Here is a 14,684-nt window from a genome sequence, read left to right on the forward strand (position 1 = left end):
TGGGCGACCAGGACACCCAACACCGTTCGGGGCGTCCGGCTGAGCATGAGCCCTGGCAACAGGACTCACTCCCGCTCAGTATTTAGGAACGGTCGGCATGCGGATCGGACTGCGGAGAAGGCGGGCGGGGCGCACCGGGTCGCCGACAGCGCCGTGATCACGCTGGCCGAGCGCGGCATGCTCACGGTACGAGGCACACGCGTCCGCGCGGCCGACGCCGAGCAGCGGCCCGCGCACCCCGTCGAGGACGCCCTGCTCGCTTCCTGCCCGCGCGGCCGCCGCGTGGTCGCCGTGCACAGCGCCCTGCAACGCTCGCCGCAGGTCGAGGAGATCGGGCGGCGGCTCGCGGCGGAGGGCCTGGTGACGGGCTCCCGGCGCCGTCCCACACGGGCCGGCCGGCGGAGACTTCGGGCGGCCCAGGAGAACGGCTCCCTCCCCGCATACGTGTTCGAGGGGCCCACCGTACTCCCCCGAGGGCCGGTCCGGCGCGGCATGGCCGGGGTCCAGCCGATCCCGTCCGGCCTGGGCAGGGCGTTGATCCGCATGGGCAAGGCCCTGGACAACGACTACGACCACGGGACCGGTGCCGACTCCGGCTCCGACTGGGCTTCGGGGTCGGACGCCGGCTCGGGGGGCGGGTTCGGTTGCGGCGGTGGGGGTGGCGGGGGCGGGGGCGACTGAAACGCTGTCCGGGCGGTTCTCGCTGAAGCAGAGCTGACCAGGCACCGGCTCCAGCAGCATTGCCCAGGGAATGGCTCAAATCAGCTTGGCCGGGGTCAGGATCCAGTAGAGCCCGTCGATGCCGTCCTGGGCGTTTCGGCCAGGCTGCGTGCAGTGTCAGGTGGGGAGGAAGCTCGGCCACCACGGGGGGACGTTGCCCGGGCAGAGGGGCGCGGGGTACGAGTCCGGGATGCCCAGCCAGGTCACGAGAAACCACGTGAACCACACCGTGAACACCAGCCCCACGGCCGGCGCCGCCCCACGGTGACGGCGTCCGAGCGTGCCGTGCAGAACGAGCCAGGGGACCGCCGCGGCGACCCAAATGACCGGGGTGAGAAGGAGCAGCGTGATGCCGTTCCCGCCGCCGCCGACGTCGCATGCGGCCCATGCCCTCCCGATGGCGACGACCGACACCACCGCGGCCAGCCCTCCGAAGAGGACGCCCGGCCTGACCCCTCTCGACCAGGAACTGGAGGGAGTCGACGGACTCGTCGCCCCCGCTTCCGTGTTCGATCCCATGATCACCCCCGCCATCACCACCGTCGTAGACGCGGAGAGTAGCAACGGGCACGGCCGCCACCAGCGACCTCGCTCACCCCGGCAGCCCCGACAAGGGGAAGCAATAAAACGTTGACAACGAGTTGTTTGCATTCGACGCTGAACACATGACTTCGAAGCCCTCGGATGCGTCGACGCCGCCCCCGGACCCCTCCAGCACCTCCAACCCCTCAGCCCCCTCCGACCCCTCCGACCCGTTCACGCCCCCGAGCGCCGACGAGGCGCGGGCGCAGCGGACGTACACCTCGCTGTTCCGTATCGCCGAGCGGCACGCGGCTACGGACGGGCAGCGCCGTCGGCAGGTGCACCCCCACATACTGGGCCCGCACGAGGCCGTGCGACTGGTGTCGTTCCTGCTCAGCGGCGCCGCGCTCCTGGACGACGGGGAACCGGAGGTCGACCGGGCGGACATCACCGCCGCGCTGAGCCTCGTTCCACTGGCCCGCGCGGAGATGGACGAGTTGGAGGTCGGGCTCCTGGAGATGGCCCGGGGTCGGGGCATGACCTGGCCGGAGATCGCGTTCGGGCTGGGCCTCCAGACCCCGCAGGCCGCCCGCCAACGCTACGAACGCCTGGCGAGCCGTACGGAACGGACCGCCGACTCCGCCGAGTAGGCGAAGCGGAGAGCACCGGGCGCCGGGCGCCGGGCGTCGGACACTGCAACCGGGCACCGGGCACCGGGCACCGGGCGCCGGGCACCAGGCACCGGGCATCAGGCTGCGGACTCCTCCGGAGTCAGTCCGCGCCGAACAGTTGGTCGCGGTGGATACGCCAGCGGGCCATCATCGCCTCGACCTCCACTTCGACGAACTCGAAGAACGCGAGCGTCTCACTGAGGCGGCGCCCCGCCGGGCTGTCGGCGCCGAGGCTCGCGACGCCCTCGCGCAACGCCTCCTCCCACCGCTTGATGATCGCCTCGCGGTTGGTGAGTGCCTCGTACCACTGGTCGCTGTGTACGCGGTAGCGCTCACGGCGCGAACCGGGCTCACGCTCGCGTGACACCAGGCGCACCTGGGCCAGATAGCGAACGGCGCCGGACACGGCGGCGGGGCTGATCCGCAGCTGTTCGCCGAGCTGGGCGGAGGTCAGCACGCCGGTGTCGGAGGCGAGGAGCGCGGCGAAGACCCGGGCCGGCATCCGCGGCACCCCGGCCTCGACGAGCTGCGCCGCGAAGTGCTCGACGAAACGCGAGACCGCCTCGGGGTCCCGCCCCGCGCCCTCCACCGACTCAGCCCCGGCCCGGACCCTGCCCTCGGCCTCGGTCTCGGCCTCGGTCTCGGTCTCGGTCTCGGTCTCGGTCTCGGCCTCGGTCTCGGAGCCGGACTTCGATTCCGCTTCCGCCATCGCTGGATCATCTCCCCTGGTCAGGCACCCCAGTCACACCGCAGTCCCCCGCGATCAGTCTACTGTCGATTCATACGCTTCCTTAACTTCACAAATTTCTGAAGTAAGCGTACGTTCTGAAGCATGACGAAGGCCAACCCAGCCATCGAGGTCTCCGGACTCCACAAGTCCTTCGGACGGACCCACGCGCTCGCCGGTCTCGACCTGACCGTCGAGTCCGGCGAGGTCCACGGTTTCCTCGGCCCCAACGGCGCCGGCAAGTCCACCGCCATCCGCGTCCTCCTCGGCCTGCTCCGCGCCGACGCCGGGGCCACCCGCATCCTCGGCCGCGACCCCTGGAAGGACGCGGTGGAGGTGCACCGCCGCATCGCGTACGTACCCGGCGACGTCACCCTCTGGCGAAACCTTTCCGGCGGCGAGGTCATCGACCTCTACGGCCGGCTGCGCGGCGGCCTCCACTCCGGCCGCCGCGCCGAGCTGATCGAACGCTTCGAGCTGGACCCGACGAAGAAGGGCCGCACCTACTCGAAGGGCAACCGCCAGAAGGTCGCCCTCGTCGCCGCGTTCGCCTCCGACGTCGACCTGCTCATCCTCGACGAACCGACCTCCGGCCTCGACCCGCTGATGGAGGAGGTCTTCCAGCGCTGCGTCCGTGAGGAACGCGACCGGGGCCGCACCGTCCTGCTGTCGTCCCACATCCTCGGCGAGGTCGAGGAGTTGTGCGACCGGGTGAGCATCATCCGCAAGGGCGTCACCGTCGAGAGCGGCTCCCTGGCCGACCTGCGCCATCTGACCCGTACGGCCGTCGCCGCCGAACTCGCCTCCCCGCCGGGCGACCTCTCCCGTCTCCCCGGCGTCCACGACCTCGACGTCCAGGGCAACCGGGTCCGTCTCCAGGTCGACACCGACAAACTCGACGCCGTCCTGCGCTCGTTGACAGAGTCGGGCGTACGGTCCCTGACCTCGACGCCGCCCACGCTGGAGGAACTGTTCCTGCGGCACTACCAGGACGACCAGGACGACGCCGCCTTCCGCTCACCGGAGAGGACGGCCGTGCGATGACCGCCGTCGACAACGCCTCCGCGTCCACGCCCTCGCCGTCACCATCACCGTCACCTTCGAGGTCGTCGGCCTCCACGTTCGCCGTGCGGTCCGGCGGGGCACGCCAACTGGCCGGTACGGGCGTCCTGTTGCGGCTCGCCCTGCGGCGGGACCGGGTGATGGTGCCGGTGTGGGTCGCGGTGACGGGACTGATGGTCCTCTCCATGCCGAACAGCCTGCGCAGCCTGTACGGCACCGCCGCCGAACGCGCCGACCTGATGCGCCAGATGACCACCAACTCGTCGCTGCGCGCCCTGGTCGGGCCCGTGTTCGACGACTCCCTCGGCGCCCTGACCGCGTGGCGTGTCGGCGTCTACGCCGGTGCCCTCGCCGCCGTGATGAGCCTCCTCGTCGTCGTCCGCCACACCCGCGACGAGGAGGAGAGCGGCCGTCTGGAGGTGGTCGCGTCGGGGATGGTGGGGCGCCGGGCGCCGTTGACGGCGGCGCTGCTGATGGCGGCGGTCGCGAACGGCGCGCTGGCGCTGCTGGTCGCGGTCGGACTCGCCGGGCAGGGCGCGGCGGGGGCGGTGGCCTTCGGGCTGGGGATCGCGGGTGTCGGCATGGTGTTCGCGACGATGGCCGCGGTGATCGCTCAGCTGACGGAGAGCGCGCGGCTGGCGCGGGGGCTGACGGCGGGGGTGCTGGGGGCGGCGTTCGTGCTGCGGGCGGCGGGCGACGCTTCCGCGAACGAAGGTTCGTCTTTTTTGACGTGGCTGTCGCCGCTGGGATGGCTCGAAAACGAGCGTTCGTTCGCGGATGAGCGGTGGTGGGTGCTGCTGTTGTTCGTCGGGGCCGGCCTGGCGCAGGGCGTGGTGGCGTACGGGCTCGCCGGGCGCCGTGACGTCGGCATGAGTTTCCTGCCGACCCGGCCGGGGCCGGCGACGGGCCGTCTGGCGACGGCGGGCGCGCTGGCCTGGCGGTTGCAGCGGGGCAGCGTGCTCGGCTGGAGCATCGGGTTCTTCCTCGCCGGGCTCGTCTACGGCGGGCTGACCGAGGGCGCGGCCGATCTGGTCGCCGACAACGAGGGTGCCCGCCAGATCTTCGAACGCATGGGCGGCCGGTCCGGGCTCACGGACGCGTTCCTCGCGTCGATGATCGGCATGCTCGGGCTGATCGCCGCGCTCTACGTCGTCGGTGCCGTCCTGCGGCTGCACGGTGAGGAGACCTCGGGCCGGGCCGAACCCCTCCTCTCCAACGCCGTGGGGCGGCTGCGGTGGGCCGCCGGCCATCTGGCCGTCGCCTTCGCCGGGTCCGTATGGATCATGCTGCTCGCCGGACTGGGCTTCGCCCTCGGCTATGGCAAGGAGTTCGGCCACATCCTGGGCGCCTGCCTCGTCCAGGTCGCCGGTGTGTGGGTCATCGGCGGCGTCGCCGTCCTCGTGCACGGCCTCGCTCCCAAAGCGGCCATGGCGGCGTGGGGCCTCGCCGGCGCCGTCCTCCTCATCGGCTGGATCGGCCCGGCGCTCGACGCCCCCCGGGCCGTCCTCGACCTCTCCCCCTTCGGCCACCTGCCGAAGCTGCCGGGCGGAGACATGCAGTGGAGCCCGGTACTGACCCTGATCGGGCTCGCGGTCGCCCTGGTGACGTTGGGTCTGGCGGGACTGCGACGGCGGGACGTCGTCATGAGCTGACCCCGAGCGCCGGGCGCCGGGCCACTTGGCACCCGGCGCCGGACACCGGACCCCGGCCTTCGGAGCCCTGACGGCGAGGACCTGCCCGCCGACGGGGCGGGGAGGGCCGAGGCGGGCGGGCCCGCCGGGGACCGAGGCGGGCGGGCCCGCCGGGGACCGAGGCGGGCGGGCCCGCCGGGGCCGGTGGCCGGGCTCGCGGGGCCGGTGGCCAGGTTCGCGGGGCCGAGACGGGCGGGCCCACCGGGGACCGAGGTGGGCGGGCCCGCCGGGGCCGGTGGCCGGGCTCGCGGGGCCGGTGGCCGGGCTCGCGGGGCCGGTGGCCGGGCTCGCGGGGCCGAGACGGGCGGGCTCGCCGGAGGAGCGGGGCGGCGCCCCGGGGAGCGGGCCGGCGACCCCCGGAGCGGCGCGCTCTAGGCCACCTCCACCTCGAGTCCCTCCAGCCCCCGGATCACGAAGTTCGGCTTGCGCTTCGGCTCCGTCGCGAGGGTCAGGGTGGGGGCCTTCTCCAGCAGGGCCGTCATCGACGCCGCCAGCTCGATCCGGGCCAGGGGAGCGCCGATGCAGTAGTGGATACCGGCGCTGAACGAGATGTGCGGGTTCTCCTGGCGGGTGAGGTCCAGCTTCTCCGGGGCGTCGAAGACGGCCGGGTCGTGGTTCGCGGAGCCGAACAGCATCGCGATCTCCGCGCCTCGTGGGACGGTCGTGCCGTCGATCTCGATGTCGTCCAGCACCCAGCGCTCGAAGAGCTGGAGCGGGGTGTCGTACCGCATCAGCTCCTCCACGGCCGTCGGCACCAGCGAGTGGTCCGCGCGCAGGGCCGCCAGCTGGTCGGGGTTGCGGAACAGCGCCCACCAGCCGTTCACGGTGGCGTTCACCGTCGCCTCGTGGCCCGCGTTCAGCAGCAGCACACAGGTCGAGATCATCTCCTGCTCGGTGAGCCGGTCGCCCTCGTCGTACGCCGCGATCAGCCCCGAGATCAGGTCCTCGCCCGGCTGCTCCCGACGGTGCGCGATCAGCTCCCGGAGGTACTCCGAGAACTCCACCGACGCCCGCACCGCCTTCTTGGCCGTCGCCTCCGACGGGCTCAGCTCGTACATCCCGCAGATGTCCGCCGACCAGGGCCGCAGCTGCGCCCGGTCCTGCTCGGGGACACCGAGCATCTCGGCGATCACCGCCACCGGGAGCGGCTCCGCGACATCCGCCAGCAGATCACCGCCGCCGGCCTCGACCAACCGGGCCACCAGCTCGCCCGCCAGCCCCTCCACATACGGCTTCAGCCGCTCCACCGTGCGCGGTGTGAACGCCTTCGACACCAGCCGCCTGATCCGGGTGTGGTCCGGCGGCTCCAGGTCCAGCATCCCGTGGTCGTTCAGCGTGTGGAACGGCTCGTGCTCCGGCGGGGGCACACTGCGGCCGAAGTCCTCGTGCGTGAACCTGTGCTGGTAGGTCCGGCCCAGGCGCCGGTCCCGCAACAGCGCCGAGACATCCGCGTGGTGGGCGACGAGCCACTGGTTCGTGGGCTCGAAGTACCGCACCCGGCCCAGCGCCCGCAGCTCGGCGTACGCCGGGTACGGGTCCGCCACGAAGTCGGGGTCCCACGGATCGAAAGCGAGAGGGGAAGCAGGTGCCATGAACGGACGCTAACCCGCGACCCGCCTCCCTGAACAGAGCCGACCCACCGCATGACCTCGACAAACCGTCCTGGAGGACCCGGGTCGGCCCGCAGGAAGAACGTCCCTCCCCCGAGCCGGCCGTGCGGTGCGTTCGCCCGAGGTGAGGCTCCCCCGCGCCGCACGGCGGCGGTCGGGTCAGCTCAGATGGCGGGCGAAGAACCGCACGGTGCTGTCCAGCTCGAAGCGCGGGATCTCCCCGTGCCCGCCCGGATTGGCGTGCAGGGTCTTCTCGGCCGACCCCAGGGCGTCGAACAGGGCGAGCCCCTGCTCCCTGGGCACCCGCTCGTCGTCCCACTGCACCAGGAACTCCACCGGGACCGTGATCCGCCGGGCGGCCTCCGCCGAGGCCAGGGCCCCGCCCAGGCCCAGCACCGCCGCCCGGACCCTGGGCTCGGCGGCGACGAACGGAACACCGAGCCCGCACCCCAGGGACACCCCCCAGTAGCCCACCGGCCCGGTACCGACGAACGGAAGCTCCTGCACGGCGTCCAGGACCGCCTTCCACTCCGGGACGGTCCGGCGTGCCACGAGCGCCTGGAACCCGGCGATCAGCGGAGCCAGCTCCTCCCCGGCGGCCGCCCGGGCCTGGTTCTCCGCCACTGTCCGGTCGTAGTTCTCGTCCTTGGGCCGGTCGCCGTGTCCCGGTACATCCACCGCGACGACGGCGAACCCGCACTCGGTGACGAAACGCAGGGCACGCGCCACGACACCGGGCGCCTTCTTGTGCTGTCCGCCGCCGTGGCCCATCACGATCAGCGGACGCGGACCGACGGCACCGTCCGGCGTCCACAGCACGCCGGGGATCTCGTCGAGGGTGAAGAGGTGTTCGCGGACGCCGTCGGACGACGTCTCGGTGTTGAAACGCATGAGCGGTTCAAGCCTTTCGGGATGCCTTCTGCGGGCGCTCCCTAGGCCATGCGAGGGAGGGAGCCCCGACCTGTCACAGCGTTGATCGGTCTCACCTCCTCGGTTCGCGGCGAAGCACGGCGGTGCCGAACGTACCACGAGGGGATCTTGAAGCCGGCTCAGCCGGGGGTGACCAGCCTGGCCTCGTAGGCGAAGACCGCCGCCTGGGTGCGGTCGCGGAGGCCCAACTTCACCAGGACCCGGCTGACATGGGTCTTGATGGTCGACTCCGCCACCACCAGGCGCTCGGCTATCTCGGAGTTGGAGAGCCCCTGGGCGATCAGGACGAGCACCTCGGTCTCGCGGTCGGTCAGCTCCCCGTAGGCCAGCTGGGCGGCCGCCGAGGGGCGGGGTGTCTCGGCCAGCTTGGAGAACTCGGTGATCAGACGCTTGGTGACCGACGGGGCGAGCAGCGCCTCCCCGGCGGCCACCACCCGTACGCCTTCGGCGAGTTGGCGGGCCGAGGCGTCCTTGAGCAGGAACCCGGAGGCGCCCGCGCGCAGCGCCTGGTACACGTACTCGTCGAGGTCGAACGTGGTCAGCACCAGCACCTTGGCGCCGCCGTCGGCCGCCACGATCTCCCGTGTGGCCTCGATGCCGTTCATCTCCGGCATGCGGATGTCCATGAGGACGACGTCCGGGGACAGCTCCCGGACACGGGCGACGGCGTCCCGGCCGTTGACCGCCTCGCCGACCACCTCGATGTCCGGCATCGCGCCGAGCAGTACGGAGAAGCCCTCGCGGACCATCATCTGGTCGTCGGCGATCAGCACACGGATCGTCATGCGTCGTCCTCGCTCGCACTGGCCACCGGCAGGAACACCGTCACCTCGTAGCCTCCGTCCTCCGTCTCCCCCGTGGTCATCTCGCCGTTCAGCATCGTGACGCGCTCACGCATGCCGGTGATGCCGTGGCCGGCGCCATGGGTGGACTTCACCAGGGTCACCTCCGGGGAGGGGCCGTTGACGATACGCAGGCCCAGCCCGCCCAGGACGTAGCCGATCTCCACGCGGGCCGTCGCGCCGGGCGCGTGCCGCAGGGTGTTGCTGAGGGCCTCCTGGACTATTCGGTACGCCGACAGCTCCACGCCCTGCGGGAGTTCCCGCACCGCTCCGGTGACGGCCTTCTCGACGGTCAGGCCGGCCTCCCTCACATTGTCGAGCAGGCTGTCGAGGTCGGCGAGGGTGGGCTGCGGGGCGTCCGGGGCCTCGTAGTCCTCGGCGCGGACGACACCGAGGACGCGGCGCAGTTCGGTGAGCGCGGCCACCGCGTTCTCCCGGATCGTGGCGAACGCCTGCTCCAGCTCGGGCGGCGGGTTCTCCACGCGGTAGGGCGCGGCCTCGGCCTGGATGGCGACCACCGACATGTGGTGGGCGACCACGTCGTGCAGTTCGCGGGCGATCGTCGTGCGCTCCTCCAGCAGGGTCCGCTTGGAACGCTCGTGCTCGGTCACCGTCTGCTGGGCGGTGACCTCCCGCTGGGCTGTGCGCCGTATCTGCCAGACGGAGACGGCCAGGAGGGCGAAGGCCGCGACGGTCAGCATCGGCCCGGTGTTGGCGCTGTAGTAGCCGTAGTTCAGGTAGCGGGAGGAGAAGAACGTCTCGGCGAGGAGGCTGTAGAGCGCGGTGATGCCCCACATCCACGCGGCGATCCGGGGCCGGGTGCGCAGGGCGACGACCGTGAGGACGATGACGTGGGTCACGAAGGCGCCGGGGATCCACGGCCAGTCGTTGAAGTCGGTGCCGATCACGGTGCCGATCAGGGTGGCGGTCAAGGAGGCCCAGAAGGCGCCGACAGGCCTGGCGAGCGTCAGCAGGACCGCCGTCAGGGAGAGGACGCCTGTGACCAGCTGGGTGAGATCACTGCCTCTGTTGCCCTCCAGCGAGGCGTACATCGCTATCAGGGCACCGAAGACCACCGCCGCGTGCGGGGCCCAGACGGCGCGCTCGCGGAGCCGCAGGGGCAGCTGCCGGACGAACGGTCCGTCCAGGCGCATGCGGGACAGTGGTCGGTACGCGAAGGCGTTGTGGAACATGTCCTGCCACAGCCCGTTCAGAGCGTTGACGGCGAGTCTGAACTCCGGGCTGCGTTCCTTGGCACCGCGTCGCGGTGGCGTGGGCTGGGTGTGAGTCGTCTCGGTCACATTGAGAACGGTAGGCGGGGGGCGGGGTCGCCGTCGTCACCAGTGAGGAGGGTCCCTCCGGGTCCGTCTCAGGTACTACGGGGTGGAGCGTACGGACCCGGCACCGGTTCGGTCCGCGCGCTCAGTAGCCCGTGGGCCGGACCAGGCCGCACTCGTAGGCGAAGACCGCTGCCTGGGTGCGGTCGCGCAGGCCCAGTTTCACCAGGATGCGGCCCACGTGGGTCTTCACGGTCTGTTCGGCGACGACGAGGCGCTGGGCGATCTCCGCGTTGGACAGGCCCTGGGCGATCAGGGACAGCACTTCCGTCTCCCGTTCCGTGAGGTCGCCGACGCGGTCCTTCAGCGGGGCGCGGGGTGGCGTGCCGAGGCGGGAGAACTCGGCGATGAGTCTGCGGGTGATGCCGGGCGCGAGCAGGGCGTCGCCCGCGGCCACGACCCGGACCGCTTCGGCGAGCTGGTCCGCGGAGGCGTCCTTGAGGAGGAACCCGGAGGCTCCCGCGCGCAGGGCCTCGTAGACGTACTCGTCGAGGTCGAAGGTCGTGAGCACGAGGACCTTGATGTGGGGGTTCTCGGTGGTGATGCGGCGGGTGGCCTCGATACCGCCGAGCTCGGGCATGCGGATGTCCATCAGGACGACCTGCGGGGCGAGGTCGGCGACTTTGTCGATGGCGTCGAGGCCGTGCACCGCCTGGCCGACGACGTCGATGTCGGGCTGGGTGTTGAGCAGCACCGAGAAGCCCTGCCGGACCATCTGCTGGTCGTCGGCGATCAGTACGCGGATGGTGCTGCTCGTCATGGAGTGCGTTCTCCTGTCGTGTCCGCGCGGGCCGAGGGGCCGCGGGGCGTGGGCGGTCGGGGCTCTGGGTGGGCGTCGGGGGCGGTGGTGTCGTTGCCGGGGCCGCCGTCCCTCGGGAGGAAGGCGACGACCGAGAAGCCGCCGTGGGAGGTCTCGGCCGCCATGAGGGTGCCGCCGAGCATGGCGGCCCGCTCGCGCATGCCCAGCAGGCCGTGGCCGGCGCCGGGGGACGGCGGGGCCGGCCGCTGGGGTCGGGAGTTGATCACCCTGACCTGGAGACCGCGCGGGAAGTGGGTGAGTTCCACCCGGACGGTGGAGCCGGGCGCGTGCCGCAGGGCGTTGCTGAGCGCCTCCTGGACTATCCGGTACGCCGACAGTTCCACGCCCGGTGGCAGGGGACGCGCCTCGCCCTCGATCTCCACGGTGACCGCCAGGCCGGCCGCGCGGGTGTTCTCCACGAGGGCGTCGAGACGCGCCAGCGTCGGCTGCGGGGTGTGCGGGGCGGCCCCTTCGGCGGCGTCCGCCATGCCGTGCGGGTCGTCGGGGTTCGACGGGCGCTCCGAGCGCAGGACCCCGAGGACGCGGCGGAGTTCGGTGAGGGCCTCCAGGGCGTTCTGGCGGATGCCCTGGAGGTTCTCCTTCAGCTCCTCGGACGGGTTCTCCACCAGGTGGGGGGCGACCTGCGCCTGGATGGAGATCACCGACATGTGGTGGGCGACGACGTCGTGCAGCTCGCGGGCGATACGGCTGCGCTCTTCGAGGAGGGTGCGGCGGGCGCGCTCCTCGGCGGTGATCCCGGCCTGTTCGACGAGTTGGTTACGGGCTTCGCGGCGGCCCCGCATGGTGCTGCCGAGCAGGACGACGCCGAGGAACAGGACGAGGGCGAGGGGGCTCGTCGACGAGTAGTGGGAGGCGCCGATGAGGCCCTCGATGACGAAGGTGAGCAGCGCGGTCAACGCCAGCACCTCGACGGCCACCCGGGTGGGCAGCCGCAGGGCGAGCAGGAAGAGGATCACCGCGTGTGCGATGAGGCCGGGCGGACTCCATGGCCAGGGGACGTCGGTGACCGTCGCGGGAGAGAGCAACGGGAACCCGAACTCCGGTTGCCGTGTGAGCAGCTGAGCCCGTACGGCTATGGCCACGACGACGGTGACCGCCGTCGACGCCCACCACGCCGGGACCGGCCACCACAGGGCCAGCACCACCGCCGCGGCCTGCACACCGGCGCACAACAGGGCGTACTCCGAGCCCAGTTCGTAGCCGTCACCCATCTGGTCGACATTGCCGAGCAGGTCGACGAAGGCGATCAGGACGACGATGCCGTGCGGGAACCAGCGCAGCCAGACGGACGGCGGCAGCGGGTGGGAATCGCCGTTCAACAGGTCCGCGCGCAACACCCGCAGCCCTGTGGTCAGTCGCTTCTCCACGGCACTCATCCGGAACAGCCTAGGCATGCCGCACCGCTTCGGCCCGCGGATTCCCCGGGAGGCGGGGAGGCGCAGTGCTCGGGCAAGGCGGCGATGTGCGCTGCGGGGCGGCCTTCGACAGCGCGGTCAACGCTGTTTCCGGGTCCCTCCGGGTGCGGCGGGCCGCTCGCGGGGTCCTGGTCTCATGGATGTGGAAGGCGGCCCAGCAGAGCAGCAGGGCGAGGGCGAACACCGGGAGCCAGGCCAGACGGGCCACTGTCCAGGCCGGGTTGTCGGGGAGCGTGTGGAGGCCGGGGAGGTGGCCTGCCGTCAGGGCCGTGGCGGTGGTGGCCATCAGGGCGGTCTGGTGCCAGAGGAACACCGTCATCGCCGACAGGTTGATCAGGGCCACCGCCGCCCAGGCCGTCGGGCGCCGCCCCAGGGTCCGGCGGAGCGGGCCGCGCAGCAGCAGGGCCAGACCGCACTGGGCCAGACCGAAGGTGACGGCCGCCAGAGTCGGGGGGTTCAGGTTGGAGACCTGGGCGCCGGGCACACCGACCATCGACGCCGGGTAGCCGGCCCAGGTGATCAGGGCCGCCGTCGCCGCCGTACCGGACAGCAGGAGGGTCCAGCCCGCGCGGCGGCGGTCCAGCTCGCCTCTCGTCCAGGCCGCGCCCACCGTGTAGGGGACCAGCCAGCCGGCGGCCAGGTTGATCCAGCCCAGCGGTTGCGGGGCACCCAGGCCGAAGCGGGCCAGGTCCACGTGGAGGACCACGGCGAGGGGCCATACCGGGTTGAGGCGGAGCACCAGCGGGGTCGCCGCCGTCAGGGCCGCGAAGACCAGGAGGAACCACAGCGGGGACAGGGCCAGTTTGAGGAGGGTGCGGATCGTGCCGAGGTCCGTGCCGGTGGCCAGGAGGCCGAGCGTCACCACGGTCCAGAGGGTGAGGACCGCCGCGACCGGGGTGAACAGTCGGCTCAGTCGGGCGTGCAGCCACTGGGGGTACGTCGTGCCCCGGGCTCGGGCGGAGGTGTAGCTCCTCGTCGCCACGTGGCCGCCCACGAGGAAGAAGACGGCGAGGGTCTGGAAGACCCAGGAGATGGGGGCCAGCCACGGCATGTGCTGGAGGGGGCTGGTGGTGCGGAGGGTGCCGTCCCCGGCCGGGACGAGGGCTGTGACCAGCCAGTGGCCGAGGATTATCCCGAGGATGGCGAGGGCTCGTAGGGCGTCCACCGCGCGGTCCCGCGTGGGCGGGGTCGCGGCGTGCAGGTGGTGGGCGGCTCGCCGGAGACGGTGTCGTACGTGTCGCGCACCACCGGCGGCCGTCGCCGCTGCTCCGGCTTCCGCTACGGCTCCGGATTCCGCTACGGCTCCGGATTCTGCTACGGCTCCGGCTTCCGGCTTCTCCTCCGTTTGCGCGGCGGCCTGCACGAGCTCGGTAGCCGGCCGCGTGGCCGTTTCACGCATGGGTCACCTCCTGAGGGGTGCCGAGGGTTATGTGCGCGAGGTTGTCGAGGGCGATGGAGCCGGGGGCGAAGTAGCCGCTGTGGGTGGCGTCGCCCGCGGCGAAGACACGGGCGCCGAAGTCGGGGGAGGTCGGGTCGGTGCCGAAGCCGACGGTCGCGCCGAAGACATCGACTCGGGTGTGCGGGACCATCTCGATCCAGTCCTCCGCACCCCGGGCGGCCCATACGCGGGCCGATGTCTGGAGCGCGGCCGCGCTGTCCGCGCCCGTGCCCGGACTGCCGATCAGGACCAGGTCGTTCACGTCGTCCAGGTCCGCCGCTGCTCTGCCGCACACGACCGAGCCGTAGGAATGGCAGAGCAGGGAGACGTCGGCCGTCTCGCCGACCAGTCCCCGGAGCCCGCTCATGAACGTGCTCAGACGCGGAGCCGCTTCGTCGGCCCGGGTGTCGGTGAGCACCGTCGGACTGATGGTGTCCGGTGTCTCGTAGCCGAGCCAGGTGATGACCGCCGAGGTCGGGCCGGTGCGGGTGTGCAGGGCGAGCGCCGCCGCGCGGAAGCGGTCGTACGTGTCGATGCTCGTGTCCGAGCCGGGGATCAGGACCGCTATGTGGTCGGCCTTCAGCAGGTCGCCCGTGACCTCCACGGCCTGGCCGGGGCCCCGCCCGTCGAAGGTCAGGAACTGCCGCGAGGGCTCCGCCATCGAGCGGTCCTTCGCGGCCCGGTCGCGGTTGCCATGGGCCTCGGCCATACGGGCCGCCTCCTCCGCGTTCGCGCGGTTGGCCTCGTACACCGCCTCCAGCGACGTCGGGGTGAGGGGCGCGAGGGCGGCCGGTGCCGGGGCCGGGATCCGGGGGCGGGCCGCGGCGGAGACGGGGGCGACGACAGCGGTGGCGACGAGCAGGGCGAGGAGGGTGCGGCGAAGCCGGGCGAGGAGGGTG

The 14,684-nt window shown here is 72.1% G+C and carries 14 protein-coding genes; 4 read left to right on the plus strand and 10 right to left on the minus strand.

What is annotated here, in order from left to right; translation table 11 throughout:
* The first annotated feature begins 177 nt into the window (after positions 1 to 177).
* Positions 178 to 681 (plus strand): TIGR04222 domain-containing membrane protein, encoded by a 504-nt coding sequence (locus SMA5143A_RS33990; RefSeq protein WP_181362134.1) that lies wholly within the window; start codon positions 178 to 180, stop codon positions 679 to 681.
* A gap of 156 nt (positions 682 to 837) precedes the next feature.
* Here the strand turns inward: SMA5143A_RS33990 and SMA5143A_RS33995 are convergent, their stop codons facing one another.
* On the minus strand, positions 838 to 1,239 hold the full coding sequence (locus tag SMA5143A_RS33995; protein WP_181362153.1) for a hypothetical protein: 402 nt from the start codon (positions 1,237 to 1,239) through the stop codon (positions 838 to 840).
* A 146-nt stretch (positions 1,240 to 1,385) separates the two neighbouring features.
* Between SMA5143A_RS33995 and SMA5143A_RS34000 the strand changes: the two genes are divergently transcribed.
* Positions 1,386 to 1,892: a DNA-binding protein gene (locus SMA5143A_RS34000; RefSeq protein ID WP_107466687.1), complete on the plus strand. Its 507-nt coding sequence runs from the start codon at positions 1,386 to 1,388 to the stop codon at positions 1,890 to 1,892.
* Between the two features lie 121 nt (positions 1,893 to 2,013).
* On the opposite strand, the gene SMA5143A_RS34005 is transcribed toward SMA5143A_RS34000, so the two are convergent.
* Complete coding sequence (locus SMA5143A_RS34005) at positions 2,014 to 2,622, minus strand: GbsR/MarR family transcriptional regulator (protein ID WP_107466688.1); 609 nt, start codon at positions 2,620 to 2,622, stop codon at positions 2,014 to 2,016.
* 123 nt (positions 2,623 to 2,745) lie between these two features.
* Between SMA5143A_RS34005 and SMA5143A_RS34015 the strand changes: the two genes are divergently transcribed.
* Positions 2,746 to 3,684 carry an ABC transporter ATP-binding protein gene (locus SMA5143A_RS34015; RefSeq protein WP_107466689.1) on the plus strand — a complete coding sequence of 313 codons (939 nt, stop codon included), beginning with the start codon at positions 2,746 to 2,748 and terminating at the stop codon, positions 3,682 to 3,684.
* Positions 3,681 to 5,354, plus strand: a complete 1,674-nt coding sequence (locus SMA5143A_RS34020; RefSeq protein ID WP_107466690.1) for an ABC transporter permease — start codon at positions 3,681 to 3,683, stop codon at positions 5,352 to 5,354. The genes SMA5143A_RS34015 and SMA5143A_RS34020 overlap by 4 nt, the downstream gene beginning before the upstream one ends.
* A 410-nt stretch (positions 5,355 to 5,764) precedes the next feature.
* Here the strand turns inward: SMA5143A_RS34020 and SMA5143A_RS34025 are convergent, their stop codons facing one another.
* The 8 genes from SMA5143A_RS34025 to SMA5143A_RS34060 form a co-directional block, all read right to left on the minus strand.
* Positions 5,765 to 6,985, minus strand: a complete 1,221-nt coding sequence (locus SMA5143A_RS34025) for a cytochrome P450 (RefSeq protein WP_107466691.1) — start codon at positions 6,983 to 6,985, stop codon at positions 5,765 to 5,767.
* 177 nt (positions 6,986 to 7,162) lie between these two features.
* The gene (locus tag SMA5143A_RS34030; protein WP_107466692.1) at positions 7,163 to 7,894 is read right to left on the minus strand and encodes a dienelactone hydrolase family protein; all 732 of its coding nucleotides are present in this window, start codon (positions 7,892 to 7,894) and stop codon (positions 7,163 to 7,165) included.
* 158 nt (positions 7,895 to 8,052) lie between these two features.
* On the minus strand, positions 8,053 to 8,718 hold the full coding sequence (locus SMA5143A_RS34035; protein WP_107466693.1) for a response regulator: 666 nt from the start codon (positions 8,716 to 8,718) through the stop codon (positions 8,053 to 8,055).
* A complete protein-coding gene (locus tag SMA5143A_RS34040) occupies positions 8,715 to 10,076 on the minus strand; it encodes a sensor histidine kinase (protein WP_107466694.1) in 1,362 nt (453 codons plus the stop codon). Before SMA5143A_RS34040 ends, SMA5143A_RS34035 begins: the two co-directional genes overlap by 4 nt.
* Before the next feature lie 121 nt (positions 10,077 to 10,197).
* Complete coding sequence (locus SMA5143A_RS34045) at positions 10,198 to 10,872, minus strand: response regulator (protein WP_055520906.1); 675 nt, start codon at positions 10,870 to 10,872, stop codon at positions 10,198 to 10,200.
* On the minus strand, positions 10,869 to 12,308 hold the full coding sequence (locus tag SMA5143A_RS34050; protein ID WP_258193885.1) for a sensor histidine kinase: 1,440 nt from the start codon (positions 12,306 to 12,308) through the stop codon (positions 10,869 to 10,871). Before SMA5143A_RS34050 ends, SMA5143A_RS34045 begins: the two co-directional genes overlap by 4 nt.
* A gap of 10 nt (positions 12,309 to 12,318) precedes the next feature.
* Positions 12,319 to 13,548, minus strand: coding sequence for an acyltransferase family protein (locus SMA5143A_RS34055; RefSeq protein WP_258193900.1), 1,230 nt, complete (start codon positions 13,546 to 13,548; stop codon positions 12,319 to 12,321).
* A 190-nt stretch (positions 13,549 to 13,738) separates the two neighbouring features.
* Positions 13,739 to 14,536 carry an alpha/beta hydrolase gene (locus tag SMA5143A_RS34060; protein WP_375136578.1) on the minus strand — a complete coding sequence of 266 codons (798 nt, stop codon included), beginning with the start codon at positions 14,534 to 14,536 and terminating at the stop codon, positions 13,739 to 13,741.
* Positions 14,537 to 14,684: the final 148 nt, after the last annotated feature.

The sequence above is a fragment of the Streptomyces sp. MA5143a genome, assembly GCF_900290235.1.
In the GTDB taxonomy this organism is placed as follows: domain Bacteria; phylum Actinomycetota; class Actinomycetes; order Streptomycetales; family Streptomycetaceae; genus Streptomyces.

Bases quoted from the DNA above. Each gene is read 5' to 3' on its own strand.
- SMA5143A_RS33990 (WP_181362134.1), top strand. From the start codon at position 178: ATGCTCACGGTACGAGGCACACGCGTCCGCGCGGCCGACGCCGAGCAG.
- SMA5143A_RS33995 (WP_181362153.1), bottom strand. From the start codon at position 1,239: ATGGGATCGAACACGGAAGCGGGGGCGACGAGTCCGTCGACTCCCTCC.
- SMA5143A_RS34000 (WP_107466687.1), top strand. From the start codon at position 1,386: ATGACTTCGAAGCCCTCGGATGCGTCGACGCCGCCCCCGGACCCCTCC.
- SMA5143A_RS34005 (WP_107466688.1), bottom strand. From the start codon at position 2,622: ATGGCGGAAGCGGAATCGAAGTCCGGCTCCGAGACCGAGGCCGAGACC.
- SMA5143A_RS34015 (WP_107466689.1), top strand. From the start codon at position 2,746: ATGACGAAGGCCAACCCAGCCATCGAGGTCTCCGGACTCCACAAGTCC.
- SMA5143A_RS34020 (WP_107466690.1), top strand. From the start codon at position 3,681: ATGACCGCCGTCGACAACGCCTCCGCGTCCACGCCCTCGCCGTCACCA.
- SMA5143A_RS34025 (WP_107466691.1), bottom strand. From the start codon at position 6,985: ATGGCACCTGCTTCCCCTCTCGCTTTCGATCCGTGGGACCCCGACTTC.
- SMA5143A_RS34030 (WP_107466692.1), bottom strand. From the start codon at position 7,894: ATGCGTTTCAACACCGAGACGTCGTCCGACGGCGTCCGCGAACACCTC.
- SMA5143A_RS34035 (WP_107466693.1), bottom strand. From the start codon at position 8,718: ATGACGATCCGTGTGCTGATCGCCGACGACCAGATGATGGTCCGCGAG.
- SMA5143A_RS34045 (WP_055520906.1), bottom strand. From the start codon at position 10,872: ATGACGAGCAGCACCATCCGCGTACTGATCGCCGACGACCAGCAGATG.
- SMA5143A_RS34050 (WP_258193885.1), bottom strand. From the start codon at position 12,308: ATGAGTGCCGTGGAGAAGCGACTGACCACAGGGCTGCGGGTGTTGCGC.